The sequence below is a fragment of the Brevundimonas sp. S1H14 genome (assembly GCF_047716865.1).
GTDB classification, from domain to species: domain Bacteria; phylum Pseudomonadota; class Alphaproteobacteria; order Caulobacterales; family Caulobacteraceae; genus Brevundimonas; species Brevundimonas naejangsanensis.
In genome coordinates this window covers 1,263,527-1,286,528 of the sequence record NZ_CP136679.1, presented here as the reverse complement: position 1 = coordinate 1,286,528, position 23,002 = coordinate 1,263,527, and the positions used below count along the sequence as shown (strand labels likewise).

At 63.5% G+C, this 23,002-nt stretch carries 26 protein-coding genes, 1 tRNA gene and 4 pseudogenes; 15 read left to right on the top strand and 16 right to left on the bottom strand.

Going from position 1 to position 23,002, the window contains the following annotated elements:
• Window positions 1-19: 19 nt before the first annotated feature.
• The 5 genes from RSD66_RS06305 to RSD66_RS06285 all read left to right on the top strand — a co-directional run bounded on the left by RSD66_RS06305 (window position 20) and on the right by RSD66_RS06285 (window position 4,514).
• Complete coding sequence (locus tag RSD66_RS06305) at window positions 20-910, top strand: lysozyme (RefSeq protein WP_346523688.1); 891 nt, start codon at window positions 20-22, stop codon at window positions 908-910.
• 44 nt (window positions 911-954) lie between these two features.
• The gene (locus RSD66_RS06300) at window positions 955-2,118 is read left to right on the top strand and encodes an isovaleryl-CoA dehydrogenase (RefSeq protein WP_415289378.1); all 1,164 of its coding nucleotides are present in this window, start codon (window positions 955-957) and stop codon (window positions 2,116-2,118) included.
• Window positions 2,119-2,218: 100 nt separating this feature from the next.
• The gene (locus tag RSD66_RS06295; protein ID WP_415289377.1) at window positions 2,219-3,538 is read left to right on the top strand and encodes a hypothetical protein; all 1,320 of its coding nucleotides are present in this window, start codon (window positions 2,219-2,221) and stop codon (window positions 3,536-3,538) included.
• Between the two features lie 40 nt (window positions 3,539-3,578).
• Window positions 3,579-3,767, top strand: coding sequence for a DUF3008 family protein (locus RSD66_RS06290; protein ID WP_024353207.1), 189 nt, complete (start codon window positions 3,579-3,581; stop codon window positions 3,765-3,767).
• Window positions 3,768-3,860: 93 nt separating this feature from the next.
• Complete coding sequence (locus RSD66_RS06285; RefSeq protein ID WP_119412862.1) at window positions 3,861-4,514, top strand: exopolysaccharide biosynthesis protein; 654 nt, start codon at window positions 3,861-3,863, stop codon at window positions 4,512-4,514.
• Window positions 4,515-4,541: 27 nt separating this feature from the next.
• On the opposite strand, the gene flaF is transcribed toward RSD66_RS06285, so the two are convergent.
• Together flaF and flbT are read right to left on the bottom strand one after the other, a co-directional pair.
• Window positions 4,542-4,904, bottom strand: a complete 363-nt coding sequence (gene flaF, locus RSD66_RS06280; RefSeq protein ID WP_029673182.1) for a flagellar biosynthesis regulator FlaF — start codon at window positions 4,902-4,904, stop codon at window positions 4,542-4,544.
• A complete protein-coding gene (gene flbT / locus RSD66_RS06275; RefSeq protein WP_003168590.1) occupies window positions 4,864-5,289 on the bottom strand; it encodes a flagellar biosynthesis repressor FlbT in 426 nt (141 codons plus the stop codon). The genes flaF and flbT overlap by 41 nt, the downstream gene beginning before the upstream one ends.
• A 162-nt stretch (window positions 5,290-5,451) precedes the next feature.
• Between flbT and RSD66_RS06270 the strand changes: the two genes are divergently transcribed.
• From RSD66_RS06270 to RSD66_RS06240, 7 genes are all read left to right on the top strand, one after another.
• Complete coding sequence (locus RSD66_RS06270; protein ID WP_415289376.1) at window positions 5,452-5,877, top strand: hypothetical protein; 426 nt, start codon at window positions 5,452-5,454, stop codon at window positions 5,875-5,877.
• 8 nt (window positions 5,878-5,885) lie between these two features.
• Window positions 5,886-6,092 (top strand): hypothetical protein, encoded by a 207-nt coding sequence (locus tag RSD66_RS06265; RefSeq protein WP_415289375.1) that lies wholly within the window; start codon window positions 5,886-5,888, stop codon window positions 6,090-6,092.
• Between the two features lie 70 nt (window positions 6,093-6,162).
• Window positions 6,163-7,023, top strand: a complete 861-nt coding sequence (locus RSD66_RS06260) for an AAA family ATPase (RefSeq protein WP_415289374.1) — start codon at window positions 6,163-6,165, stop codon at window positions 7,021-7,023.
• A 106-nt stretch (window positions 7,024-7,129) separates the two neighbouring features.
• The gene (locus RSD66_RS06255) at window positions 7,130-7,996 is read left to right on the top strand and encodes a methyltransferase type 11 (RefSeq protein ID WP_415289373.1); all 867 of its coding nucleotides are present in this window, start codon (window positions 7,130-7,132) and stop codon (window positions 7,994-7,996) included.
• Between the two features lie 154 nt (window positions 7,997-8,150).
• Window positions 8,151-8,744 carry a YfbR-like 5'-deoxynucleotidase gene (locus tag RSD66_RS06250; RefSeq protein ID WP_024353214.1) on the top strand — a complete coding sequence of 198 codons (594 nt, stop codon included), beginning with the start codon at window positions 8,151-8,153 and terminating at the stop codon, window positions 8,742-8,744.
• A gap of 8 nt (window positions 8,745-8,752) precedes the next feature.
• A complete protein-coding gene (locus tag RSD66_RS06245; RefSeq protein WP_415289570.1) occupies window positions 8,753-9,706 on the top strand; it encodes an NUDIX hydrolase in 954 nt (317 codons plus the stop codon).
• 97 nt (window positions 9,707-9,803) lie between these two features.
• Window positions 9,804-9,893, top strand: a tRNA-Ser gene (locus RSD66_RS06240).
• Window positions 9,894-10,469: 576 nt separating this feature from the next.
• On the opposite strand, the pseudogene RSD66_RS06235 reads toward RSD66_RS06240, so the two are convergent.
• The 10 genes and pseudogenes from RSD66_RS06235 to RSD66_RS06190 all read right to left on the bottom strand — a co-directional run.
• Window positions 10,470-11,510: pseudogene (locus RSD66_RS06235) on the bottom strand (recombinase family protein); the annotation flags it as partial.
• Window positions 11,507-11,893, bottom strand: a complete 387-nt coding sequence (locus RSD66_RS06230) for a helix-turn-helix domain-containing protein (RefSeq protein WP_023516013.1) — start codon at window positions 11,891-11,893, stop codon at window positions 11,507-11,509. The pseudogene RSD66_RS06235 and the gene RSD66_RS06230, both read right to left, overlap by 4 nt.
• A complete protein-coding gene (locus RSD66_RS06225) occupies window positions 11,890-12,243 on the bottom strand; it encodes a toxin-antitoxin system TumE family protein (protein ID WP_023516014.1) in 354 nt (117 codons plus the stop codon). The genes RSD66_RS06230 and RSD66_RS06225 overlap by 4 nt, the downstream gene beginning before the upstream one ends.
• A complete protein-coding gene (locus RSD66_RS06220; protein ID WP_023516015.1) occupies window positions 12,240-12,563 on the bottom strand; it encodes a hypothetical protein in 324 nt (107 codons plus the stop codon). The genes RSD66_RS06225 and RSD66_RS06220 overlap by 4 nt, the downstream gene beginning before the upstream one ends.
• A gap of 135 nt (window positions 12,564-12,698) precedes the next feature.
• Complete coding sequence (locus tag RSD66_RS06215; RefSeq protein ID WP_047581001.1) at window positions 12,699-12,920, bottom strand: DUF2274 domain-containing protein; 222 nt, start codon at window positions 12,918-12,920, stop codon at window positions 12,699-12,701.
• 2 nt (window positions 12,921-12,922) lie between these two features.
• A complete protein-coding gene (locus tag RSD66_RS06210) occupies window positions 12,923-14,050 on the bottom strand; it encodes a TrbI/VirB10 family protein (RefSeq protein WP_023516017.1) in 1,128 nt (375 codons plus the stop codon).
• Window positions 14,047-14,187, bottom strand: a pseudogene (locus RSD66_RS06205) (P-type conjugative transfer protein TrbG); the annotation flags it as partial. The gene RSD66_RS06210 and the pseudogene RSD66_RS06205, both read right to left, overlap by 4 nt.
• A gap of 103 nt (window positions 14,188-14,290) precedes the next feature.
• The gene (istB, locus tag RSD66_RS06200) at window positions 14,291-15,061 is read right to left on the bottom strand and encodes an IS21-like element helper ATPase IstB (RefSeq protein ID WP_415289372.1); all 771 of its coding nucleotides are present in this window, start codon (window positions 15,059-15,061) and stop codon (window positions 14,291-14,293) included.
• Complete coding sequence (gene istA / locus RSD66_RS06195; RefSeq protein WP_415289371.1) at window positions 15,051-16,583, bottom strand: IS21 family transposase; 1,533 nt, start codon at window positions 16,581-16,583, stop codon at window positions 15,051-15,053. The genes istB and istA overlap by 11 nt, the downstream gene beginning before the upstream one ends.
• A 93-nt stretch (window positions 16,584-16,676) precedes the next feature.
• Complete coding sequence (locus RSD66_RS06190; protein ID WP_415289370.1) at window positions 16,677-17,537, bottom strand: LysR family transcriptional regulator; 861 nt, start codon at window positions 17,535-17,537, stop codon at window positions 16,677-16,679.
• Window positions 17,538-17,735: 198 nt separating this feature from the next.
• Here RSD66_RS06190 and RSD66_RS06185 point away from each other — a divergent pair, with 198 nt between their 5' ends.
• Together RSD66_RS06185 and fabF are read left to right on the top strand one after the other, a co-directional pair.
• Entirely contained in the window at window positions 17,736-18,245 is a 510-nt protein-coding gene (locus RSD66_RS06185) for a winged helix-turn-helix transcriptional regulator (protein ID WP_037405040.1), read from the top strand.
• Between the two features lie 4 nt (window positions 18,246-18,249).
• The gene (gene fabF, locus RSD66_RS06180) at window positions 18,250-19,512 is read left to right on the top strand and encodes a beta-ketoacyl-ACP synthase II (RefSeq protein ID WP_037405038.1); all 1,263 of its coding nucleotides are present in this window, start codon (window positions 18,250-18,252) and stop codon (window positions 19,510-19,512) included.
• 34 nt (window positions 19,513-19,546) lie between these two features.
• On the opposite strand, the gene RSD66_RS06175 is transcribed toward fabF, so the two are convergent.
• Together RSD66_RS06175 and tet(G) are read right to left on the bottom strand one after the other, a co-directional pair.
• On the bottom strand, window positions 19,547-20,497 hold the full coding sequence (locus RSD66_RS06175; protein ID WP_415289369.1) for a LysR family transcriptional regulator: 951 nt from the start codon (window positions 20,495-20,497) through the stop codon (window positions 19,547-19,549).
• 56 nt (window positions 20,498-20,553) lie between these two features.
• Window positions 20,554-21,729 (bottom strand): tetracycline efflux MFS transporter Tet(G), encoded by a 1,176-nt coding sequence (gene tet(G) / locus RSD66_RS06170; RefSeq protein WP_024269981.1) that lies wholly within the window; start codon window positions 21,727-21,729, stop codon window positions 20,554-20,556.
• Between the two features lie 104 nt (window positions 21,730-21,833).
• On the opposite strand from tet(G), the gene tetR reads away from it, so the two are divergent.
• The gene (gene tetR, locus RSD66_RS06165) at window positions 21,834-22,460 is read left to right on the top strand and encodes a tetracycline resistance transcriptional repressor TetR (protein ID WP_023517523.1); all 627 of its coding nucleotides are present in this window, start codon (window positions 21,834-21,836) and stop codon (window positions 22,458-22,460) included.
• On the opposite strand, the pseudogene RSD66_RS06160 reads toward tetR, so the two are convergent.
• Window positions 22,457-22,561: pseudogene (locus RSD66_RS06160) on the bottom strand (DUF3363 domain-containing protein); the annotation flags it as partial. The gene tetR and the pseudogene RSD66_RS06160 sit on opposite strands and share 4 nt — an antisense overlap.
• A 140-nt stretch (window positions 22,562-22,701) precedes the next feature.
• Window positions 22,702-23,001: pseudogene (locus RSD66_RS06155) on the bottom strand (LysR family transcriptional regulator); the annotation flags it as partial.
• Window position 23,002: the final 1 nt, after the last annotated feature.

Sequence of the window (23,002 nt, the reverse complement as noted above, 5' to 3'; positions counted from 1 at the left end):
GCCCGTTTCGGAACAAGGCTTGCTCCGCCCCGGTCAGGGCGAGAACGCCCGTTTCGAATTGGGTCAGTCCGTGTCCGCAGCCGCGCCGCAACGCCGCAAGGTCTCTCGTGAAGGCCTTCTGCTGATCAAGAGTTTCGAGGGCTTTCGCCCGCGCACCGTGCTGCGCCGCGACGGGACGCCGGTCATCGGCTATGGCCACTCGCGCTCGGCCCGCCCCGGCGCCGTGGTCAGCGAGACCGAGGCCGAACTGCTGCTGCAATACGACCTGATGCCCATCGTCGCCCTGTTGAACGAGCGGGTGCGCCTGCCGCTGAACCAGCACCAGTTCGACGCCCTGGCCAGCTTCATCTTCTCCATCGGCCTTGAGCGCTTCCAGGGTTCCGACGTGCTGGAGAAGCTGGACGCCGACGCCCTGCCCGAGGCCGCCGACGCCCTGTCCGCCTGGCCCGAGCGCGCCTCGCCGCCGGTCGACGCCCTTTATCGCCGCCGTTCGGCCGAACGCGCCCTGTTCGACACGGCGCCCGACCAGCCCGCCCCACTGGACGCCCTGCTGACCGCGCCGGTGCGAGGCCCCGGCGCCGAGGCTACGTCCGCCGAGGCCGCTTCCGCCGACGCCGCACCGCCCAGCGTACCCGTCCTGCGTCATGAAAAGCGCGCCGCCAAAGACGCCGCCAGCGACGCCGCCCTGGGCGACAAGGGCGCCGTCCTGTTCATCGGCGGCGTCGGCGCCCTGGCCTTCGCAGCCGGGATCGCCGCCTTCCGTCGCGCCCTTAACGCCCCCGCATCGGGAGACGCCACGGTGGTGATCGGCGCCGGTCTGGCGGCGGCGGGGCTGGTCTTCATCGGCGTGGCGGCCTGGAGCTTCCTGCGCGGCAAGGACCTTCCGCCAAAGCACAAACAGTCGCGCTAACAGGCGTCTTTGCGAAGGCCGCGCACGATGCTACGCCTTTGGGCATGAGCATTCCCTTCGCGCCCCAATCCATGGAATTCGGCCTCGGCGAGACCGCTGACGCCATCCGCGACACCACCGCCCGCTGGGCCGCCGAACGGCTGGCCCCCCGCGCCGCCGAAATCGACGAAAAGAACGAGTTCGCCCGCGACCTGTGGCCCGAGATGGGCGAGTTGGGCCTGCACGGCGTCACGGTGGAAGAAGAGTTCGGCGGCCTCGGCCTCGGCTACCTCGAACACGTGGTGGCGATGGAGGAGGTGTCGCGCGCCTCGGCCTCGATCGGCCTGAGCTACGGCGCCCACTCCAACCTGTGCGTCAACCAGATCCGTCGCTGGGGCACGCCCGAGCAGAAGGCGAAATACCTGCCCAAGCTGATCTCGGGCGAGCACGTCGGCTCGCTCGCCATGTCCGAGGCCGGTTCGGGTTCGGACGTCATGTCCATGCGCACCCGCGCCGAGAAGAAGGGCGACCGCTACGTCCTGAACGGCACCAAGTTCTGGATCACCAACGCCCCCCACGCCGAGACCCTGGTCGTCTACGCCCGCACCGGCGACGGCAACGGCGGCGTCACCGCATTCCTGATCGAAAAGGGCATGAAGGGTTTCAGCGTCTCCAAGAAGCTGGACAAGATGGGCATGCGCGGCTCGGACACGGCCGAACTGGTGTTCGAGGACTGCGAGGTCCCCGAAGAGAACATCATGGGCGGCGAAGGGCGCGGCGCGGCCGTGCTGATGAGCGGCCTGGACTATGAGCGCGCCGTCCTGTCCGCCGGCCCTCTGGGCATCATGCAGGCCGCGCTGGACGTCGTCCTGCCCTACGTCCGCGACCGCAAGCAGTTCGGCAAGGCCATCGGCTCCTTCCAGTTGATGCAGGGCAAGGTGGCCGACATGTACGTCGCCCTGAACAGCGCGCGCGCCTATGTCTATTCGGTCGCCCGCGCCTGCGATCAGGGCCTGACCACCCGCTACGACGCAGCGGGCGCCATCCTGCTCGCCTCGGAGAACGCAGTGAAGGTCACGCTGGAGGCCGTCCAGGCCCTGGGCGGCGCCGGTTACACCAGGGAATGGCCGGTCGAGCGCCTGGTCCGCGACGCCAAGCTCTACGATATCGGCGCCGGCACCAACGAAATCCGCCGCTTCCTGATCGGCCGCGAACTTCTGGGAAGCTGATGTGATCTGGCGGGGGGCTTTGCTGGGTGCTCTGGGCGCGCTTTTCACTTCCGCTGCCTGGGCTCAGGCCCCCTCGCCGACACTTGATCAGGACGCCCTGATGGCGCAGGCCGAGCGCGTCGAACATCACGCCGACGCCCTCAGTCGCCTGTGGCCCGGCTACTGGCCCAAGGACCAGCCCTTCATCCTCTATGCGCCGGATATCGGCGCCGTCTTCGGCGGCGACCGCCTGCCCGGCACGCCCCGCTTCAGACCCGGCCGCCTGGAAGGCGCCGAGTTTCATTTCGTACTCGACTATCCTTCCGGCGTTCCGGACACAGTGCTGTTGCAACCCGACGGCCCCGACGACGACCTGTCGACCCTCTTCCACGAACAGTTCCACGACTTCCAGAACACGGCCTTTCGCTGGATGTCGGGCGACGGGCATCAGGAATTCGTCGATCTGAACACAATCCCCGACCTTGCGGGTTTCATCGCCGCGCTGGATCTGGAGCGGCTGGTCCTGCAAGCCGCCCTGCTGGAGCCTGACGCGAGCGCCCGACGACATCTGGCGCGAACCTATCTGGCGCTCAGGACAGCACGCAGCGCCGATCTGCCTGCCGAAGTGCTGGCGGTGCAGCAGCAAAGAGAATGGTCCGAAGGCACGGCCGAGTTCATCGGCCTGCAGGCCAGCCATCTGATCGCCGGTCGCCCCGACGCAGCCCTGCCTTCCGCCATCGCCAGAGCGCTCGCAACGCCCAGCCAGAACGACATGAGTCTGGTTTCCGAATTGTTTCGCTGGCGCGCCTATCCCGTCGGCGCCGCCCTGACCTGGCTGCTGGCGGACGTAGGCGCGGACCAGTGGCGAGCCCAGGTCGGCCAGGGCGTCCCGCTGGATGTTCATCTGCGCCAAACGATCGGCGAAGGTTCCGCCGAAGATGTCGCGACCGCCGCCGCGCGTTTCGACCTTCCCGCCCTCAAAGCCCAGGCGGCTGAGAGACTGGCCCATGCGCCCGAAGGCGTCACGACGCGCGAAGCCTTCCTTGATCAGGCCGCGCATTGGCTGGTTCTGGAACTGAAATCGCCCGTCAGTCGCGTTAAGGAAGTTCAGTTGTCCTTTTCAGCCGGCGGGATGACGCCGCTGGCCGACGGCGCCATCGCCCTGCCGCAGGGCATGGTGGTCATGCAGGCTCCGGGCTTCGCATTGAAGAGCGAACACAGTCCGGCCCTCATTGATGTTCCGGTCGGCGTGGTCGCGGACGGCGTGATCGCCCACGTCGTCACCCTGCCGTTAGCTGCCGTCGACCTTCACGAGTTGCGCGTGGACGAGCCCTTTCTGCTTGAAAAGGAAGGCCTGTCGCTGCGCATCGCCGCGCCCGACGAAATCCAGCAGCAGGCCGGCCGAACCCGGATCAGCTTTACCCTGCCCAAGGAACCCTAAGGACAGGCGGACAGTTGCTCCTTCTCGAAAGGAGATCGCCATGCCCGCCAAATCCGCCGCCCAGCAGAAAGCCGCCGGGGCCGCCCTGTCGGCCAAGCGAGGGGATACGCCCAAGTCCAAGTTGAAGGGCGCGTCGAAATCCATGATGGAATCGATGAGCGAAAAACAGCTTGAAGAATTCGCCCACACCAAGCGCAAGGGCAAACCTGAACACGTCTCGAAGCACTAGAGGCCTTATTTCGTCGCAACCCTCGCGGCGGGGATGGCGCAAGTCGCAGCGCGCCCCTAACGTCGTGCACGACATCGCTTTGAGTCTCGCTTGATGACGCTCGTTTCCACGCCGCCGCCCGATGAGGGACGGACCTTCTCCGACGTGCTGGAGCGCCTGGGCCAGGACCGGCTGGATCAGGGCGAATCCGACAAACTGTCCCTTCGCGAAATGGTCGAGGCTTTCGGCGAACGCGGCTTCGGCGCCGTCATCCTGATGCTGGCCCTGATGGCGCTGTTTCCGTGGCCGCCGGGCGGCAAGGCGGTCTTTTCCGTTCCGATCATCCTGATCGCCGCCGAGATGGCGCTGCAGCGCGAGAAGGTCTGGCTGCCGCGCTGGTTGTTGAACCTGTCGGTAAGCCGTCAGTCCTATCGTTCCGCCACGGCGAAAATCCTGCCCCGCCTGCGCCGTGTCGAGCGCCTGACCCGGCCACGCTGGCCGGTCCTGACGGGCGAGGCCGCCGATGTCGCCATCGGCGTGATCTGCATTCTGCTGGCCCTGATGATGGCCTTGCCCGTACCGTTCGGCGACGCCCTGCCCGGCCTGACCCTGGCCCTGTTCGGCCTGGGCATCATCCAGCGTGACGGCGCCTTCATCCTGGCCGGTCTCTTCGGCTCAGCGGTGTGCGGCGTCTATCTGGCCCTGGTGTGGACCACGGTGGTGGCTGTCGTCAGCGGCATAGCCCACTGGGCCGCGAACCTGTTCTAGGCTCGTAACTAGGCCCGCAGGAAGCGTTCAGCCCGCGTCCGTCTGACCGCTGAGTCCCTGCATGATCATGCGGTTGATCTCGATCAGGGTCGAGAAATCGTCCTCGCCGCGCATGACTTCGGACGTGTTGCGGTTGACGAACAGGCTCAGCGAAATGAACTGCGCCCGCATCGCCTGCGGCAAGGCGTTGTCCGGGTCCGTGCAGGCGGTCGCCAGCGTCGACCACAGCCGACGGTTCCAGTCCAGGGCGTCCATCCGCCCGGCGACATCCGACCTGTCCAGGGTCGAGGCGTGCATCAGGGCGCGCGTCACCTGGCCGAACAGCCGGTATTCCATTTCACGCGGGGATTCAGCCCGCGTCGCCGCCGTCTTGTACGCCTGAAGCGACATTGCCGAGCCTTTGATCTTCGTAATCGACGATTTTGCGAGCGCCCATCAGGGCCTTGTAATACTGACGCGCCAGCACGTGCTTCGAGCAGGCGACGCATTCGCTCAGGATGTCCGGATTGCGCACCGCGCCCATGAACTCCGTCAGGCGCAGGGCGAACTCGTCATAGAATTTCGGCGCGTCGGCCTCATCCAGATACATCATCATGACGGGGAAATAGATGCGGCGCGCGGGCGTCGTGACGTCCTCGGGCTGCATGATGTCCTTTTCGCGCAGGACGCTGGCCTTGTTCTGCAGGATCAGAACGCCGCGACGGTCGCCGTTCTGGACGACGGCCCCGTTCAGCACGAATTTCTCGCCGGGTTTCAGCGACAGTTTCAGAGGCAAGGGAAGGTCTCCGTGGCGCCGCCCTCACCGTGACGGCCGGCCGCTGATGAACTGTAAAGCGACGTGGTTAACCATCCCTTCACTTCGCCCTTCCCCAGCGTCATGGCCGCAGGCGGGAACGCCCTGACGAGCCGAGCCGTTGATCTGGTCGGAAGGGAGACAATGATGGCAGGACCCGACTTCGACACCGACGCCCAGGATCAGGCCGAGGTCTATGACGAGACCCATCTGGACGATGACGGCGACGGCGACCTGTCGTTCGACGAGGTCGAGGATGTGCTGGACGTCACCCAAATGGATGGAGACGCCGACGCCGAACCCTTTGACGAAGATGACCCGGATCTCGACGCGGAACTGGCTCTGGACGGCATAGAGGCCGAGGCTGACGCCCTGCTCGGCGTCGACAGCGTTCGGCTCAGCCAGGCCGACGGCGACGGAGCTCTCGCCGCAGGGCCCGACGAGGTGGAACTGGTCTACGCCGGCCTGATGCGCAACCAGCGCGGAGCCCAGGCCAGCGCCGCCCATTGGGAAGCCAAACGTCTCTCCGACGACGACATAGAGGACCTGGGCTACGGCCCTGAACAATGAGGGATTTCATGACCGAACATCATCCGACCAAAGCCCAGGAAGACGCCGATCCGAACACCCCTCCGGCCAAGCGCGCGCCTCAGGAAAAGGGCAAGCCCGACCAACTGAAGGACAAGGAAAAGGACGCCGAGAACCGTCAGGAGGCCCTGATCGACGAGGGCGTCGAGGAAACCTTCCCAGCCAGCGACCCAGTGTCGGCCAAGCGCATCACCTGATCCTGCCGCCTGTTCACGCCCATCTCTTTAAGCTACCTGCTCCCTTCCCCCGGAATGGAGCAGGTTTCGCATGAGCCGGTTCGAAGGCACGTCCAACTATATCGCCACCGACGACCTGAAGGTCGCCGTCAACGCCGCCGTGGCGCTGGAACGGCCGCTGCTGATCAAGGGTGAGCCCGGCACGGGCAAGACGGTCCTGGCCTATGAACTGGCCCGCGCGCTGAACGCGCCGCTGATCACCTGGCACGTCAAGTCCACGACCAAGGCCCACAACGGTCTGTATGAATACGACGCCGTGTCCCGCCTGCGCGACAGCCAGCTGGGCGACAAGCGCGTGCACGACGTGCGCAACTATCTGAAGAAGGGCAAGCTGTGGGAGGCCTTCACCGCCCCGACCCGCCCCGTCCTGCTGATCGACGAGATCGACAAGGCCGACATCGAGTTCCCCAACGACCTGTTGCAGGAGCTCGACCGCATGGAGTTCTACGTCCAGGAGACGGACGAGACGATCCGCGCCGAGGTCCGCCCCGTCGTCGTCATCACCTCGAACAATGAGAAGGAGCTGCCGGACGCCTTCCTGCGCCGCTGCTTCTTCCACTACATCCGCTTCCCCGACGCGCAGACGATGCAGGACATCGTCGAGGTCCATTTCCCCGGCATCAAGCCGCGCCTGGTGTCGGAAGCGCTGAAGACCTTCTATGAAATCCGCGACACGCCGGGCCTGAAGAAGAAGCCTTCAACGTCGGAACTGCTGGACTGGCTGAAGCTGTTGCTGGTCGACGACGTGGCGCCGGAAACCCTGCGCGAAAAGACGCCGGGCAAGCTGATCCCCCCGCTGCACGGCGCCCTGCTGAAGAATGAGCAGGACGTGCATCTGTTCGAACGCCTGGCCTTCATGAACCGTCGCGAAGGCGCCCGTCCCGGGGGCTGAAGGGGCGGCTGATTTCAGCCGCTTTCCCGTCGTCTTTCGATTACCGCGATTTCACTGGCCCTGCGGCGCTTATGGCGCACAATCGGGACCTTGAGTGGAGCCGACCATGCAACAGATCACCTGGCCTGTTATCGCTTTGGCGCTGATGGCCGCCGCCTGCGACAACCCCGGCACGGTGCGCATCACCACGTCGTCGACCTCGGATTCGTCCGGGGTGCTGAAGGTGGTCGACGCCCTGCAATGCCCCCAGACCCAGGGCGTGCTGACGCGCAAGGGTTCGGCCCGCGCCGACGGGTCGTGCGTCTATGGCGGGCCGCGCGGTTCGGAAGTCATCCTGCAACTGGTTCAACTGGACGGCCGCTCTTCCACCGAGGCCCTGAAAAGCTTTGAGAACCGCCTGACCTCCGACCTGCCCGAGGCCGTGGCCGAGGTGGAGGCCGAAAACGCCCGCGTCGAGGCCGAGGCCGCCAGGGCTGAGGCGAACGCAGCCCGCGCCGAAGCCGATGCGTCCCGCGCCGCCGCCGAAGCCGAGGCCGCCGCCGGCGATTCCGCCCAGGTCAGGATGCCGGGCCTGCGCGTCGATGCTCAGGGCGACAAGGCCACCGTCCGACTGCCCGGCATGAAGATCGAGGCCGACGGCGACCGCGCCAACATCCGCATCGGCGGCCTGACCATCCGCGCCGACGACAAGTCCAGCCGGGTCAACGTCTCGTCCCGCGACGACACGGTGAACATCGACGCGACCGACGGCGCCGCCCGCATCCGCACCAGCGGTTCCGGCGAGGCGGTGCGCGCCACCTTCCTGATGACCGGCAAGGAGGCCTCGGCCAGCGGCTGGCGCACGGTCGGATACGAGGCGCGCGGCCCGGTCGGCGGCCCCATCGTCGTCGCCACCGTCCGCAGCAAGGACCGCGACCCGGACCGCCTGTTCGACGCGGCCAAGGCGTTGGTGACGCTCAACGTCGGCGATTAACCCCCATCTATCGCAACGGCCGCCCTTGATCGCGCGTTCGGTCTGAGTCACCAGCCTGAGCATGCGCAACATCAAGACCTTGGCCGAAGAAATCGAAGACGCCGGCCCCGCGCCCCGAGTCCGCAAACCCAAGCCGCCCCGCGCCTGGCAGCGGATGCTGTCGGGCCGCCGCCTGGACCTGCTGGACCCGTCGCCGTTCGACATCGAGATCGAGGACATCGCCCACGGTCTGGCCCGCGTCGCCCGCTGGAACGGCCAGACCATCGGCGAGCACGCCTTCTCGGTCGCTCAGCACTCCCTGGTGGTCGAGGAGATCGCCGCCCACATCCGGCCGGGGCTGGAGCCGAAATGGCGCCTCGCCGCCCTGCTGCACGACGCCTCGGAATACGTCATCGGCGACATGATCTCGCCATTCAAATCGGCGCTTGGCTCCAGCTACAAGGATTTCGAGGCCCGACTGGAAGCCGCCATCCACGTCCGCTTCCAACTGCCTCCCAAGACGCCGCAGACGATCAAGACCCTGATCAAGAAGGCCGACAAGGCTTGCGCCTTCTATGAGGCGACGCAGCTGGCCGGCTTCACCCGTCGCGAGTCGCTGCAGATCTTCGGGGCCCCGCCGCCCGGCTATGATCTGGTGATCGAGCCCCAGCCCGCCGCCGTCGCCCAGCAGCGCTATCTGGACCGCTACCGCGTTCTGGCCGAAGCTGTCGGCATCCTGCCCGGCGCCGACGCCTGGCACACAGAATAGGACGCTTGATGAAGCAGGGGGGCGAACAGGGCGTGCGGATCGGCCTGTCGGCCGTGGTCATCGCTCTGCGCGAACGTCAGGCCGTAGTGCTGACCACACATGCCCCGGACGGCGCCTCCGCCCTGCCCTTCGGCCCGTTCGATCCGTCGCGCGACCGGACCTTTGAACTGGCCCTGCGCGCCTTCGTCACCGAACAGACCGGCTTCCCGCTCGGCTTTGTCGAGCAGCTCTACACCTTCGGCGACGCCGGTCGCGCCGCGCCCCGCGCCACGCCGGGGCCGGAACGCGCGCGCGAAGTCTCCGTCGGCTACCTGGCCCTGACCGCTGAGGCGCCCGACGCTCCCGGCTTCGCCTCGGGCAGGGACGCCGCGTGGACTCCCATCTTCGACATCTTTCCCTGGGAGGACTGGCGCCAGGGCCGCCCCTCCGTCCTGGCCAGCCTGCGTTCAGACCTGGCCGACTGGGCAGGCGATGATCCCGCCCGACGCGGCCGCGCCGAGTCCCTGTTCGCCCTCTCGCCCGACGCGCGCTGGAACGAGGAGCGCGTGCTGGAACGCTATGAACTTCTCTATGAGGCGGGCCTGGTCGCCGAATCCGCCCGCGATCATGACCGGCCCGTCCCGGTGCCTCTGGGCGACCTGTCCATGACCTCAGACCACCGCCGCATCGTCGCCACGGGCCTTGGCCGACTGCGCTCCAAGCTGAAGTACCGCCCGGTCCTGTTCGACCTGACGCCGCCGACCTTCACCCTGTCCGCTCTGCAGAACGCGGCCGAAGCGGTGGCGGGCCTGTCGCTGCACAAGCAGAACTTCCGACGCGGCGTCGAGCGCACCGGCCTGGTCCAGCCCACTGGCGTTTTCGCCAGCGACACCGGCGGCCGCCCGGCCGAACTTTTTCGCTATATCGGCCCCGAACCGGCCGGCGGCGCCCCTTCGGGACTGGCTCTTCCCGGACAGCGTTGAAGCGGCAGTCGATTTTCTTCGACATACGGCTTGCAGCCCGACACGGCTTTCATTAGAGAGACCGCTCGCTCAGCCCCATTAGGGACTACCGACCCGCGGAGAGGTGGCAGAGTGGTTGAATGTACCGCACTCGAAATGCGGCGTACGTGGAAGCGTACCGGGGGTTCGAATCCCCCCCTCTCCGCCACTTCGGTATAAAACCGGGAACGCCGATTCCCGCCGATTTCCCTCCTTTTGTGGCTATCAGCGCCCTCAACAGCGTGTTTTTGCTGCCGTTGATGTAGATCGCATCGTCCCCGACCTCGACATGCTGGGCGAAAGCCCGGACGTGATCCCGCCGATAACCGCCCTTTCCGAGCCGAAGCCCGGTCCGCGCTTCGCTCGCCAGCTCCCGCACGGCCGCGCCTGTGAGGCCCTTATGGGCCGAGCTTTTCAGCATGGCCTCGGTCCTTACGGCGTCGGCCCGTGCCTGATCCCGTATCGCCGTAAGGCCCGCGATGCGTTCGCCGAGGGCGGATTCGGCCGGGTCGAGCGAACCCGCCTCGATAGCCTCGTAGAGCCGCTTTAGCCGCATATCGGCCTCGGCCGCGCGCTGGTTCAACTCGGTGATGTGCTGGCTGCGCCGCTCGACGCTCTCCTGCCGGCGATCCAGCAGCGAGGCGAGCACGTCTTCGATCCGCTCGGGGTCCAGCAGCCTTTCCTCGATGTGGCTGACCACGATGCGGTCCAGCTTGTCCATCGGGATCGCGCGGCCCTTGCAGCCGGTTTCGCCCTGCCGTGCCCGGATCGAACAGGCATAGTAGCGGTAGCGGCCGTTCTTGCCCGTGCGCAGCGTCATGGCCCCACCGCAATTGCCGCAATAGCAAATGCCGGTCAGCAGGTTCGGGCCGCTGACGACGCGCGGCGGCGTCACCTTCGGATTGTTGACCTGCAACCGCTTCTGCACCGCCTCGAATATCTCAAGGTCGATCAGCGGCGGCACCGCGACGGTGACGACTTCTTCCTCGGGCTTCACCTCGCCTTTCTTGGACCGGCGGTTGAACCGATGTTCGCCGATATAGGTGCGGCGGGTCAGGACGCGGTGAAGCTGGCCGATGCCCCAACGTCCGCCGCTGCGGGTGAACATGCGGTTCCTGTTGAGGTAGCTGACGATGTTCTTGACGCCCATGGGGCCGGACGTGCCGTCGCCTTCCAATGCTAGGCGGAAGATCATCCGCACGGTGTCGGCGTGCAGCGGGTCGATTTCCAGCTTCTTCTTCATCTTCGTGCCGCGCTGCTCGGCATCGACGACGCGGTAGCCGATGGGCGGCAGCGAGCCATTCCAGAAGCCTTGCCGCGCGTTCTCCTTCAAGGCGCGCAGGACGTGCTTGGCGTTCTCCTTCGACTGGTATTCGTCGAACAGTGACATGATCCGCCGCATCATCTGGTGGATCGGATCGTCGCCAAGCTCCTGCGTCATGGATACGAGCTTGACGCCGTTCTTCGCCAGCTTCCGGTAGTAGTATTCCATTTCAAATTCGTCGCGGAAGAACCGCGAGAAGCTATGCACCACCACCACGTCGAACGCTGGCGGCTTCGACGTGCCGGCTTCGATCATGCGCTGGAACTCGGGGCGGCGGTCGTTGGTCGCCGATGCGCCCGGCTCGATGAAGGTTTCCACAAGCTGATAACCGCGAGACTCGCAATAGGCTTCGCCCTGCCGCTTCTGGTCGGGGATCGACACGTCATGCTCGGCTTGCCGCGCCGTCGAGACGCGCAGATAGAGCGCGGCGCGCAGGGCGACGTGTGGGGAATGAATGTTCATAGCGCGCCTCCTTTCGCCGCGCGGCGTTCGAGCAAGGGCAACGCCAGTTCAACACGGTCATGGACAACCTTGGGCGCGAGCTTGCGGCCTTCCTTCTCCAAGCGGACAAGGCCGTAGCTCTCCATCGTCTTCATGGTGCGTGACAGGTTGGATAAGGCCCGGCCGGTGATCTCCGAAAGTTCCTCCAGCGAGGCCGGAGCTTTCTCGGCGATGACGCGCAGCAGTTCGCGGTTCCCGGCCGACAGCACCTTGGCGAAGGATTCGGTTGATGTGAACCACACCTTCGGATCGTCCGCCGCCGGCTTTTCCTCGCCGCGCGCGATCCGCATGGTGCGGGCCTTCATCTCGTCGTAGCCGGCAATCCCAACTTTCAATGTGGTCATAGGGCACCTCGCTCCTTCAATACCGCGTCCACCGCCTGCCAGAAGTCGGCCAGCAGCGTGGCCGCATCCTCGTAGGCGTAGGGCTTCACGGTCTGGAGGCGGTGTCGATGGTCCATCGGCTCGCCCCTCCTGCCTCGGCCGACCGGATGGGCATTATCGAAGCCGACCAGCCGTTCGCCCGAAGGCCCGTGAAGCGTGAGCGAGTAATCGAGGCCGCGCGGCTTTTCCGGCGATGCCGGAACGCGGGTGATAACGAACTTCACCCAATGGCCGCCCTCGGGATCGACAACGAGCACCTGTCCGTCGAGGTCCAGAAGCGTGTCGAGGCTCGGGTCACGTTCCTCGCTCATGACTTATCCTTATCACTTTCTGATAAGTATGGCAAGGATTTATTCTCGGCTTCAAGGTCGATTGGGCCGAAAAGGCGGTCGAGCACATGACCGAAATACCGCTCGAAGATTTGTAGTTCTTCCTCGGTGATCGGCACCTTTTCGGGCCAGTCGTCGAAGACCGGCAGCGTCTCAACATCGACGATGCGAAGCGGCGAGCTGCGGCGTTCCCGGCCGTCTGGCGTGGGTTCGTCGGCGTAGTCGAAAAGATCGTCGGGAAGTGCTTCGGGGACCGGGTGTCGCGGTCGCCCTTTGCGGGCGCGGCGGCGCTCTGCGCACATGGAATCCTCCTTGGTTCTGGTGGATTCCGGGGCGCAATAGGCCCCGGAATTAGGCGAACCATGGAGGGCAGTCGGCGGCCTGTAGCGTGCCGCATTTGCGTCTATGCGCTGGCGGCACCCCTGCCGGGATGGGACTTAGTTGGCGGCTCGCCGCGCTCTCGCAAACCCCCGATCCGTTGCGATGAACCGCTCCAGCATCGGCACGATGAGCCTGACGGGATCGGCGACAGGCTGGCCCGTCTCGCGCGCCAGCACTTCGGCATAAGCGACCAGATCGCGGTGGAGCGGCGCGGGCAACTCCACCGTCACCTTGACGGGCTTGTCGTCTGGCAGCGGGCCGAGTTTCAGCTTGGTCATGGTCAACCTCCTGCCGGCTCGAACACAAGATCGCGGGTGACGATAATCCTGACCGGAAAGCCGGGCCGGATCGTCAGCGTCGGCGCGACCTGCAACTGGCGTTGGACGATCTGCTGGCCGGCCTGATTGACGGTATCCTGCGCCCCGTCGCGGATGGCGCGGATCAGCCGGTCCTCGTCGCTGGTCGCCAGCTCGGTGCCGACTGCGAGCAGCGTGGACAGCCCTGCGGCCTTCATCAGATCCCACCAATGATAATCGACGCCATCCTCAAGGCCAGCATAGCCGCTGGCGTCCGCGCCCGGCAGGCGTTCCAGAACGATGGACCGGCCGCCCGGCAGGATCAGGCGATTCCAGACCAGCAACACGCGACGCTGGCCGAAGGTCACGCCGTCATTGTATTGGCCGATGATGCGGGTGCCTTGCGGGATCAGCAGCAGCGAGCCGGTCGGGCTGTCATAGACGTTCTCCGTCACCTGCGCGGTGATCTGGCCGGGCAGATCGGAACGGATGCCGGTTATCAGCGCAGCGGGGATCACGGCCCCGGCCTGAAGGATGTAGGGCGATGCCGGCGGCGCAACGCGATCCGGGGCGACGGTCTGCCGGTCCACGGGTCCATTGAGAAATGCCGCGTGGCGATCCTGTGTCGCGGGCTGCCCGCCGAGGCCAAGCCCGGCAAGGCCGGGCATGGCGGTGCCGGCTGGCGCTCCCCTGCGGGGGCCGGACTGGAAAAAGACGTTGCTCAAGCGCGCGGCTTCTTCCTCGGCCCTGCGGCGTTCTTCCTCTGGATCGACGGCGGGCGTCGTGATTGCCGGCGTTACAATGGGCTGCCCCCGGTTCTGCGCGTCGAGGATCGGGCGGCCGAGGTCGCCGGGTAGCGCCGGGCCGAGCGCCGGGCCGCTATAGTCGCGCGGCAGGCCAGACAATCCGTCCGCCGTGGGGCGGTTCTCGGTCGAATAGAGTTCGTCCCCTCCCGGTCCTGCATCGCGGGTCTGGAGCGCATAGATCAGCGCCCCGCCGATGCCGAGAAGCGCGACGGCTCCGACGCCTGCCAGCATCTTGCGCGATAGGCGCGTGACACGGGGCGTTTCGGCGCGCAGGCGCATGGGGGCGGCGGTATCGGTATCGCTCATGAGGACGATCCTCCCGTGGTCGTGCTGGCTGGCTCTGCTGCGGCCTGCGTCGGGTTGGTGCGGACGATCCTGACGACCTGCTGGCGGTTGCCGCTGCCAAGGCGCAACTCGGCCGCGCCGAACAGGCGGTCCACGATCAGGACGTGTTGATTTCCACTGAGAACTGACCCGGGTTTTCCATCGAGATTTGACCCACCTTTGATTATGGATTTCGGGTTAGTTCTGGGTCAAGGACGGGTTTCACTCCTTCTTTTTTCGGGCTGTTGCGGCTGAGCTTGCCTTGAACCGGAAGCTATCGTTTCCGGTCTCCAAGATGTGGCAGCGGTGGGTGAGGCGGTCGAGCAATGCCGTGGTCATCTTTGCGTCGCCAAAGACCGTTGCCCATTCGCTGAAGCTGAGGTTGGTGGTGATGATGACGCTGGTGCGCTCGTAAAGCTTGCTCAGCAAGTGGAACAGCAGGGCCCCACCCGATGCGCTGAATGGCAGGTATCCCAACTCGTCGAGGATCACGAGGTCGAGCCTGGTCAGGCCTTCTGCAATCTGGCCGGCCTTGCCCTTGGCCTTTTCTTGTTCGAGGGCATTGACCAGTTCAATGGTGGAGAAGAAGCGGACCTTCCTGCGATGATGCTCGATGGCCTGGATACCGAGGGCCGTCGCGACATGGGTCTTGCCGGTTCCTGGTCCTCCGATCAGCACGACATTCTGCGCGCCGTCCATGAACTCACCGCGATGGAGGGTCCGAACGGTAGCCTCGTTGATCTCGCTGGCGGCGAAGTCGAAGCCCGAGAGGTCCTTGTAGGCCGGGAACCTTGCCGCCTTCATGTGATAGGCGATGGAGCGCACTTCGCGTTCGGCCAATTCGGCCTTCAGCAGTTGCGACAGGACCGGGATGGCGGCTTCAAAAGCCGGGGCCCCCTGTTCGATGAAGTCCTCAACAGCTTGGGCCATGCCATACATCTTCAGGCTGCGGAGCATGATGACGATGGCAGCGGCGGCGGGGTCATGACGCATGGCGGCCTCCCGCGATCTGGCTGCGCAGGGCGTCATAGCGCTCGACATTGGCCTTGGGTTCTCGGCGCAGGGTCAGTGCCTGCGGGGTATCCAGTGGTGGCCCACCGATCACCTTGCCGTCGACCAGTCGGTGCAGCAGGTTCAGCACATGGGTCTTGGTTGGCACGCCCTCAGCCAAGGCCAGCTCCACGGCGGTCAACACGGCTTGCTCATCGTGGTGCAAGACAAGCGCAAGGATATCGACCATCTCTCGATCGCCGCCGGGCTTTCGGAGCATGTGATCCTGCAACTGCCTGAAGGCCAACGGCAATTCTAGGAAGGGTGCCCCATTCCGAAGAGCCCCGGGCTTGCGTTGCACGACTGCCAGATAATGCCGCCAGTCGTAGACCGTCTTCGCGGGCAGCTTATGACTGCGCTGAATGATACGGGTGTGCTCGCACAGGATGTTGCCCTCAGCGGCCACGACCAGCCGGTCAGGGTAGACGCGAAGGCTGACGGGGCGGTTCGCAAATGATGCTGGAACGCTGTAGCGGTTGCGTTCAAAGCTGATCAGGCAGGTGGGCGAGACGCGCTTGCTGATCTCAATGAAGCCATCAAAAGCCACCGGCAGGGGCATCAAGGCTGCCCGTTCCTCAGCCCAGGCGTCGGCGATTGTTCCAGGCAACATGCCATGGGCTGTCTCATGCCACAGCGCGATGCAACGTTGTTCCAGCCAGTCATTCAGCGCGGCAAGATCGGGAAAGTCCGGCATGCCTTGCAGCATCTGATGACGGGAGTCGCGGACGTTCTTCTCGACTTGACCTTTCTCCCAGCCCGCTGCCGGATTGCAGAAGTCCGGCTCGAAGACGTAGTGGTTCGCCATGGCCAAGAAGCGGATATTGACCTGCCGCGCCTTGCCGCGACCCACAAGATCGACCGCCGTCTTCATGTTGTCATAAATACCGCGTTCTGGCACGCCGCCGAACACCCGGAACGCATGCCAGTGCGCGTCGAACAGCATCTCGTGGGTCTGCAAGGGATAGGCCCGCAGAAGGAAGGCCCGGCTGTGCGACAGCTTGATATGGGCGACCTGGAGCTTCATCCGCTCGCCACTGATGACCGCAAAGTCCTCGCTCCAGTCGAACTGGAACGCCTCGCCGGGGCGGAAAGCCAAGGGGACGAAGGTGCCGCGCCCCGTCGTTTGTTCTTCACGCTGACGATCGGCCCGCCACTGCCGTGCAAAGGCAGCCACACGGTTGTAGGAACCGGTGAAGCCAAGAGCGACGAGATCGGCATGCATCTTCTTCAGCGTGTGCCGATCTTTGCGCCCCTTCTTCGCATTGGTCTTGAGCCAGCCTGCCAGCGTCTCGGCAAAAGGATCAAGCTTGCTCGACCGTTCCGGCGTTGCAAACTTCGGCTCGATCGCATCGGCTTTGAGATACTTCTTGATGGTATTGCGCGACACACCGGTCCGACGCTCAATCTCCCGCAGCGCCAAACCCTGGCGCAGGCGGAGCTTCCGGATAACGTTCAGTAGTCCCATGTCGATCACTCCTTTGGCCCCCTCGCTCTTCGCTGGGGGAGGGTCACATGGGTCAAATCTCAGTGGAAATTATGCGCCTACCCGGGTCAGTTCTCAGTGGAAATCAACAGGCAACCAGACAGCGGTAAAGGCAACCGGCTCTGGTTCATCCGCAAAAGGTAGGAAGACGATTCCGGTCGTCGGCAGCAGCGCCGTGGCCGCGCCGACGATGGTGATGCCGAAACCCTGTCCGACCATGGACAACATTGTTCCACGCTCCACATCGAAGCGCAGGATCGACGGCGCAGGCCAGCGTCCGGCATGGCGCAGCACGATATGGTCGTGGACTTGCGGGCCAGTGCCGCCATAGCGGACAAGGAAGGTCTCGCCGGCCAGATCGGCCCATGTGATAGCCGCCTGCCCGGCAAGGCGATGCTGTTCCGGCAGCACCGCCACCAGCGGTTCAGTCCAGATCGGGCGGGCATGGCAGTCGGGCAATTCAAGCTTGCCGGCGACGAACGCCACGTCGAGCCGGTCGGCGCGAAGCTGCATCACCGCGTCGCGGGCCGTGCCTTCGATCATCTCGATCTCGATGCCGGGATGGTCTTCCCGGTATTGTGCGATCAGATCAGCAAGGAAGCTGCCGGGGATCAGGGCATGGATACCGATGCGCAGACGACCCCATTTCCCTGCCGCCGTCATGCCTGCGGTCTTCACCGCATGGTCGAGCTGATCGACGCCGGCCGCTATCCGCTCGACGAAGTGGCGTCCGGCCTCAGTCAGTCGCACGCCCCGAGCATGCCGCTCGAACAGAAGGATGCCAAGGTCTTCCTCCAGCGCCTTTACGCGCGCGCTGACGCTGGATTGCGCCACGCCGAGCGCATTGGCCGCGTGGCGGAAGTTCAGATACTCAGCGACGGCAAGCGTCTGGATCAGCGATGCGAGGGGGATACGCGATCCGAGCGTGGTCGGCACGCCCCATGGGCAACCATTCATCGGTGCTGATCGCCGCCGTCGCATCGCTCAAATGCCACTACAGTGCTTCATTGCACGCCGTAGCGGACGCAGTTGCTTGGCTTCCTTAGAATGACGCATTGGATTGCCCCTCCCTCTATGTCGCCTACTACGCACAAGTGACTTGCATGATGGAAGTTACACCATTATGGATGTGTCATGCAACGAACAAGCTTTCTGTCATTAGAGTGTCCCGCAGCCCGAGCGCTGGAAAGCGTCGGTGACTGGTGGAGCATCTTGATCCTGCGGGACGCCTTCCAAGGGTTGAGCAAATTCGATGAATTCGAGAAGAATCTCGGTATTTCCGCGAACATTTTGGCGAGGCGATTGAAACATCTCACAGCCGAAGGGTTGTTTGAAAGGCAACGATACAATGATCATCCGCCTCGATTTGAATACGTCCTTACCGACAAAGGGCGAGATTTCTATCCGGTAGCAATCGCCCTGTTCGCATGGGGAAACCGGAACCTTGCGCCCAATGAAATAGCCATGCGCCTTGGCGACAGGGAAACTGGTAGGGAACGAAACGCCATCATAGTCGATGCGGATACTGGAGAAAAAATCACTCCTGAAAACACGGTTCTTCTAGCAGGCCCAGCGGCAACGGAAGAAACGATGCGCGTCATAAACCGCGTGAAGCGGATAAGCTCAGAAAAAGGAGCGGAATAATCCAATGCGTCGAATTGTTGTGACCGGCATGGGTTTAGTCGGCCCTCTTGGTTCCGGGGCTGAAATAAGCTGGAACAGACTCCTTGATGGAAAATCAGGCATTAGAACATTGCCTGATGAAATTTCCAGCAATCTACCAGTGAAAATCGGGGGACTCGTTCCTAGCCTGATTGAAGATTCCGAAGCCGGTTTCGATCCCGATTTGATCGTTGACACAAAGGATCAACGAAAAATGGATCGCTTCATTCTGTTTGCACTTGCGGCCGCAAAGGAGGCTCTTGAAACGGCGGGATGGCATCCCGCGAGCGACTACGAATTTGAGCGCACAGCAACGATTATTGCTTCTGGTATAGGCGGGTTTCCCGCTATCGCTTCGGCAGTTCGCATAACCGACACTCGGGGGCCACGGAGGCTATCACCGTTTACCGTACCATCGTTTCTTGCCAACCTCGCGGCGGGACAGGTTACCATCAGGTATGGATTTACAGGCCCAATTGGCACGCCTGTAACCGCCTGCGCTGCCAGCGTTCAGGCCATCGGCGACGCCGCGCGGCTGATACGCTCCAACGAAGCCGACATCGCTCTGTGCGGCGGGGCAGAAGCGTGCATTGATACGGTTAGTCTCGGGGCATTTGCTGCCGCGCGAGCACTATCCATGGGGTACAATACTACGCCGGAAATGGCGTCGAGGCCGTTCGACACCGAGCGCGATGGTTTCGTAATGTCCGAAGGGGCGGGTCTGATCGTCATAGAGGAATTGGAACATGCCCTGGCTCGGGGTGCCACGCCCATAGCCGAATTGGTGGGATACGGCACAAGCGCTGATGCACACCATATGACTGCCGGTCCAGAGGACGGTCGAGGTGCGGCCCGTGCGATGAAAATCGCGCTCCAGAGTGCCGGGTTGAAGCCAATCGATATTCAACATTTGAACGCTCATTCCACCTCCACTCCCGTAGGAGATCGAGGAGAAATTGCCGCGATAAAATCCGTGTTTGGCAATCATGATGTGGCCGTAAGCGCCACGAAATCGGCGACGGGGCACCTACTTGGTGCCGCAGGTGGTATTGAGGCAATCTTCACGATACTCGCCCTACGGGATCAAATCGCTCCCCCCACGAGAAACTTAGAAAACCCCGATCCTGTTGCCGCAGGTATCGACCTAGTTCACCGATCTGCGCGGCCCGTTCTCATGGAACATGCCATTTCCAACGGATTCGGCTTTGGCGGCGTTAATGCAAGTGTCGCTTTCCGGCGATGGCAATAACAGTCCCGGACGGTGCTTCCGCGACCACTTCGGCTCACGCCCTCGCTATCCGTGGCGGTACTGAATTCGTGCAGACCTGCCGGCCCATGTCGCTGGCGACCGTGAGCAGGTTGCGCAGCGCGGCGCTGCGGTTGGACGGCGACCAGACAGCCGAGAAGGCGACCGGCTCGGGCTCATCGGCGAAGGGCAGGAAGACAATGCCGGTTGTCGGCAACAGCGCCGAGGCGGTCCCGACGATGGTGATGCCGAAGCCCTGTCCGACCATGGACAGCAGCGCGCCGCGCCCCACGTCGAAGCGCAGGATCGACGGCGCGGGCCAGCGTCCGGCATGGCGCAGCACGATATGGCTATGAACCTGCGGGCCGGTGCCGCCATGCCGAACAAGGAACGTCTCGCCCGCCAGATCGGCCCATGTAACGGCCGACCGCTCGGCGAGCGGATGCTGCTCCGGTAACACCGCCAAGAGCGGTTCGGTCCATATGCGGCGGGAATGGCAGTCGGGCAACTCGGGCGTGCCGGCGACGAACACCACGTCCAGCCGGTCGGCGCGAAGCTGCATCACCGCTTCGCGGGCTGTGCCTTCGGTCATTTCGACTTCAACGCCGGGGTGGTCTTCGCGGTATTGGCCGATCAGCTTTGCGAGGAAGCTGCGAGGGATCAGGGCATGGATACCGATGCGAAGCCGGCCGCTTTCTCCGGCTGCCGCCATGCCGGCGGTCTTCACCGCATGGTCGAGTTGGTCGATGCCTGCGGCTATCCGCTCGACGAAGTGGCGTCCAGCCTCGGTCAACCGAACACCCCGCGCATGGCGCTCGAACAGAAGGATGCCAAGGTCTTTTTCCAGCGCCTTCACGCGGGCGCTGACGCTGGATTGCGCCACGCCGAGCGCATTGGCGGCGTGGCGGAAGTTCAGATATTCGGCGACGGCGAGAGTGTGAACTAAGGTCATCATCGGCACTCGCCCCGAGAGGAGATGATGGCTCAACGGATTTAATCCGTCATTCCTCGTAAGTCTACGCATACCAATTCGCCATGACTCAATCACAATGAAGTTGCGAAAGGTCTGAGTAGTATTGGCAGACATATTAAATAGAGGATCGCGCCGACAATCCAAACCCAACCGTTCCATGCTCCTATGGTGGCAGAATAGAGTGCCGTGAAGCCAAGCGGTCCCGCGATAGAGCTTAGATTGGTGAGGCTTGTAAGCGTTCCCTGTAAAGCTCCTTGCTTGTTACTGCTGACATTGTTTGAAAGCATTGCCTGCAAGGCCGGCATGCCAACACCTCCGGCGGCAAGCAGCAACAAAATCGGGAACACCATCCATCCCTGCGTGGCAAAAGCCAGAAGAATGAAGCCAGTCGCATCCGCAGCCATGCCAAAGAGTAGCGTGCGCCGCTCTCCAAGCCGGCTTGAAAGCGGGCCGGTAACAAACGCTTGGAAGATCGCATGTGTTGCTCCAAATGCCGCAAGCGACAAACCAACAGTCGTGGTGTCCCACTGAAAACGGTCCTCGCCATAGATGACCCATAGGGCCGCAGGCACTTGGCCGATCAGTTGAATAATGAAGAAGACTGCGAAAAGCGCAGCTAGCCCGCGCAATGCATCATCCAGCCGGAACAGAACGAATGGTTTGATGCGAACCGGCTTTCCGGTCCCGCCATGGCTGTGATGAGTCTCCTTGAGAAAAATGCAGGCAAGCAGGAACGCGAAGCCGTTGAGAAGGGCAGCGGCGATAAACGGAGCATGGGCAGAAATACCACCGAGCATGCCACCAAGTGCTGGCCCGGCAATCATGCCTGCTCCATAACAGGCCCCCATGTAGCCGAACCAGCGTGCGCGAGAACCTTCCCCCGTCGAATCGGCAATGGTTGAGGCAGCTACGGCTCCGGTTGCTCCCGTGACGCCAGAAACGAGTCGGCCGATATAGAGAACCCATAAGACCGGCGCTGATGCCATAATCGTGTAATCGACTGCGGCCCCCGCAAGAGAAGCCAGAAGCACCGGACGCCGGCCGTAAGCATCTGAAAATTTTCCAAGCACGGGCGCGAAGACGACCTGCATCAACGCATAGAGTGACAGCAAAGCACCATAGTGACCAGCGACCTGTTCCGCCGGCACAAGCTCGCGCAGAAGCGTCGGAAGGACCGGCATGATGAGGCCGAGTCCCATGGCGTCGAGACTGACGATCAGCAGGGCGATGATGGCAGAGCTGCGCACCTGAAACTCCAGCGCCGCTCAATGCGAGCGACTTTATCAATGATAAGAACATAGACATAGAAATTATCGTTGATAAATTGTCAAGCACTGGCAGAGGAACGTGAATGACCAAACTGGACAAAGGCACCGTGATCGCAGCGGCGCTGGAGCTGCTGAACGAGGTTGGCATGGACAACCTGACGACGCGAAAGCTCGCTGAACGCCTCAAGGTTCAGCAGCCTGCGCTTTACTGGCATTTCCAGAGCAAGCGCGCGCTGCTTGACGCACTTGCGGAGGCGATGTTGACGGAACGCCACACCCGCTCGCTACCCGAAGAGAACGAAGACTGGCGGCTATTCCTGAAAGAGAACGCCCAGAGTTTCAGAACGGCGTTGCTCTATTATCGCGACGGGGCGCGCATCCATGCCGGCACTCGACCGACAGAACCGAATTTTGGCACTGCCGAGACACAAATACGCTTTCTCTGCGCGGCGGGCTTTGGTCCGAAGCACGCTGTTTGGGCGCTCCGGGCGGTCAGTCACTATGTGGTCGGTTCCGTTCTCGAGCAGCAGGCATCTGATGCCGATGAGAGAATGTCGGACAGATCAGATGTGTCCGGGCAGGCAGCATCGTCCTTCCTGCACGATCTGTTTCACGAGTTGGAAACAGAAGGCATAGATGCTGCGTTCAACTTCGGACTTGACAGCCTCATCACCGGTTTCGAGCGGCTACGTTCATCTACAACAGATTAGAGGCTTATCCCCCTCTGCCGCGCGAGTTGCCACGATTCCGATCCGCCCTGCACGACGCCCATGACCTCGCGGCCGAGCTGGCGGTCGATGACCGGCCGCCAGCGGTGCCCTCCGTGATTTCGATGTCGAGATTGGGATGGTCCTTCCGATACTGGCCGACCAGCTCTGCAAGGAAGCTGCCCGGAATCAGGGCATAGACACCGATGCGAAGCCGGCCACATTCTCCTTGAGCTGTCATGCCGGCGGTCTTCACCGCGTGATCGAGTTGATCGACACCCGCCGTGACACGCTCCATGAAGTGCCTGCCTGCGTCTGTTAGCCGAACGCCCCGCGCATGGCGCTCAAACAGCAGGACACCAAGGTTATCCTCCAGCGCTTTCACACGCGCGCTGACGCTCGACTGGCTGATACCAAGTGCCTTGGCCGCATGCCGAAAATTCAGATGCTCGGCGACGGCGATGAACTGAACAAGGGAAATGAGCGGTATCCTGCCAGACAGGATACCGACATTCACGAGGTTTCGATGGTTAGTGCGCCGCATC

Coding starts and splice junctions, on each gene's coding strand:
- RSD66_RS06300 (WP_415289378.1), top strand. CDS start 955: ATGAGCATTCCCTTCGCGCCCCAATCCATGGAATTCGGCCTCGGCGAG.
- RSD66_RS06225 (WP_023516014.1), bottom strand. CDS start 12,243: ATGAGCGAGGAACGTGACCCGAGCCTCGACACGCTTCTGGACCTCGAC.
- RSD66_RS06285 (WP_119412862.1), top strand. CDS start 3,861: ATGACGCTCGTTTCCACGCCGCCGCCCGATGAGGGACGGACCTTCTCC.
- RSD66_RS06220 (WP_023516015.1), bottom strand. CDS start 12,563: ATGTGCGCAGAGCGCCGCCGCGCCCGCAAAGGGCGACCGCGACACCCG.
- RSD66_RS06250 (WP_024353214.1), top strand. CDS start 8,151: ATGCTGTCGGGCCGCCGCCTGGACCTGCTGGACCCGTCGCCGTTCGAC.
- tetR (WP_023517523.1), top strand. CDS start 21,834: ATGACCAAACTGGACAAAGGCACCGTGATCGCAGCGGCGCTGGAGCTG.
- RSD66_RS06245 (WP_415289570.1), top strand. CDS start 8,753: ATGAAGCAGGGGGGCGAACAGGGCGTGCGGATCGGCCTGTCGGCCGTG.
- istB (WP_415289372.1), bottom strand. CDS start 15,061: ATGCGTCATGACCCCGCCGCCGCTGCCATCGTCATCATGCTCCGCAGC.
- flaF (WP_029673182.1), bottom strand. CDS start 4,904: ATGTCGCTTCAGGCGTACAAGACGGCGGCGACGCGGGCTGAATCCCCG.
- RSD66_RS06295 (WP_415289377.1), top strand. CDS start 2,219: ATGGCGCAGGCCGAGCGCGTCGAACATCACGCCGACGCCCTCAGTCGC.
- RSD66_RS06270 (WP_415289376.1), top strand. CDS start 5,452: ATGATGGCAGGACCCGACTTCGACACCGACGCCCAGGATCAGGCCGAG.
- RSD66_RS06255 (WP_415289373.1), top strand. CDS start 7,130: ATGCAACAGATCACCTGGCCTGTTATCGCTTTGGCGCTGATGGCCGCC.
- fabF (WP_037405038.1), top strand. CDS start 18,250: ATGCGTCGAATTGTTGTGACCGGCATGGGTTTAGTCGGCCCTCTTGGT.
- RSD66_RS06215 (WP_047581001.1), bottom strand. CDS start 12,920: ATGACCAAGCTGAAACTCGGCCCGCTGCCAGACGACAAGCCCGTCAAG.
- RSD66_RS06265 (WP_415289375.1), top strand. CDS start 5,886: ATGACCGAACATCATCCGACCAAAGCCCAGGAAGACGCCGATCCGAAC.
- RSD66_RS06260 (WP_415289374.1), top strand. CDS start 6,163: ATGAGCCGGTTCGAAGGCACGTCCAACTATATCGCCACCGACGACCTG.
- RSD66_RS06290 (WP_024353207.1), top strand. CDS start 3,579: ATGCCCGCCAAATCCGCCGCCCAGCAGAAAGCCGCCGGGGCCGCCCTG.
- istA (WP_415289371.1), bottom strand. CDS start 16,583: ATGGGACTACTGAACGTTATCCGGAAGCTCCGCCTGCGCCAGGGTTTG.
- RSD66_RS06230 (WP_023516013.1), bottom strand. CDS start 11,893: ATGACCACATTGAAAGTTGGGATTGCCGGCTACGACGAGATGAAGGCC.
- RSD66_RS06185 (WP_037405040.1), top strand. CDS start 17,736: ATGCAACGAACAAGCTTTCTGTCATTAGAGTGTCCCGCAGCCCGAGCG.
- RSD66_RS06210 (WP_023516017.1), bottom strand. CDS start 14,050: ATGAGCGATACCGATACCGCCGCCCCCATGCGCCTGCGCGCCGAAACG.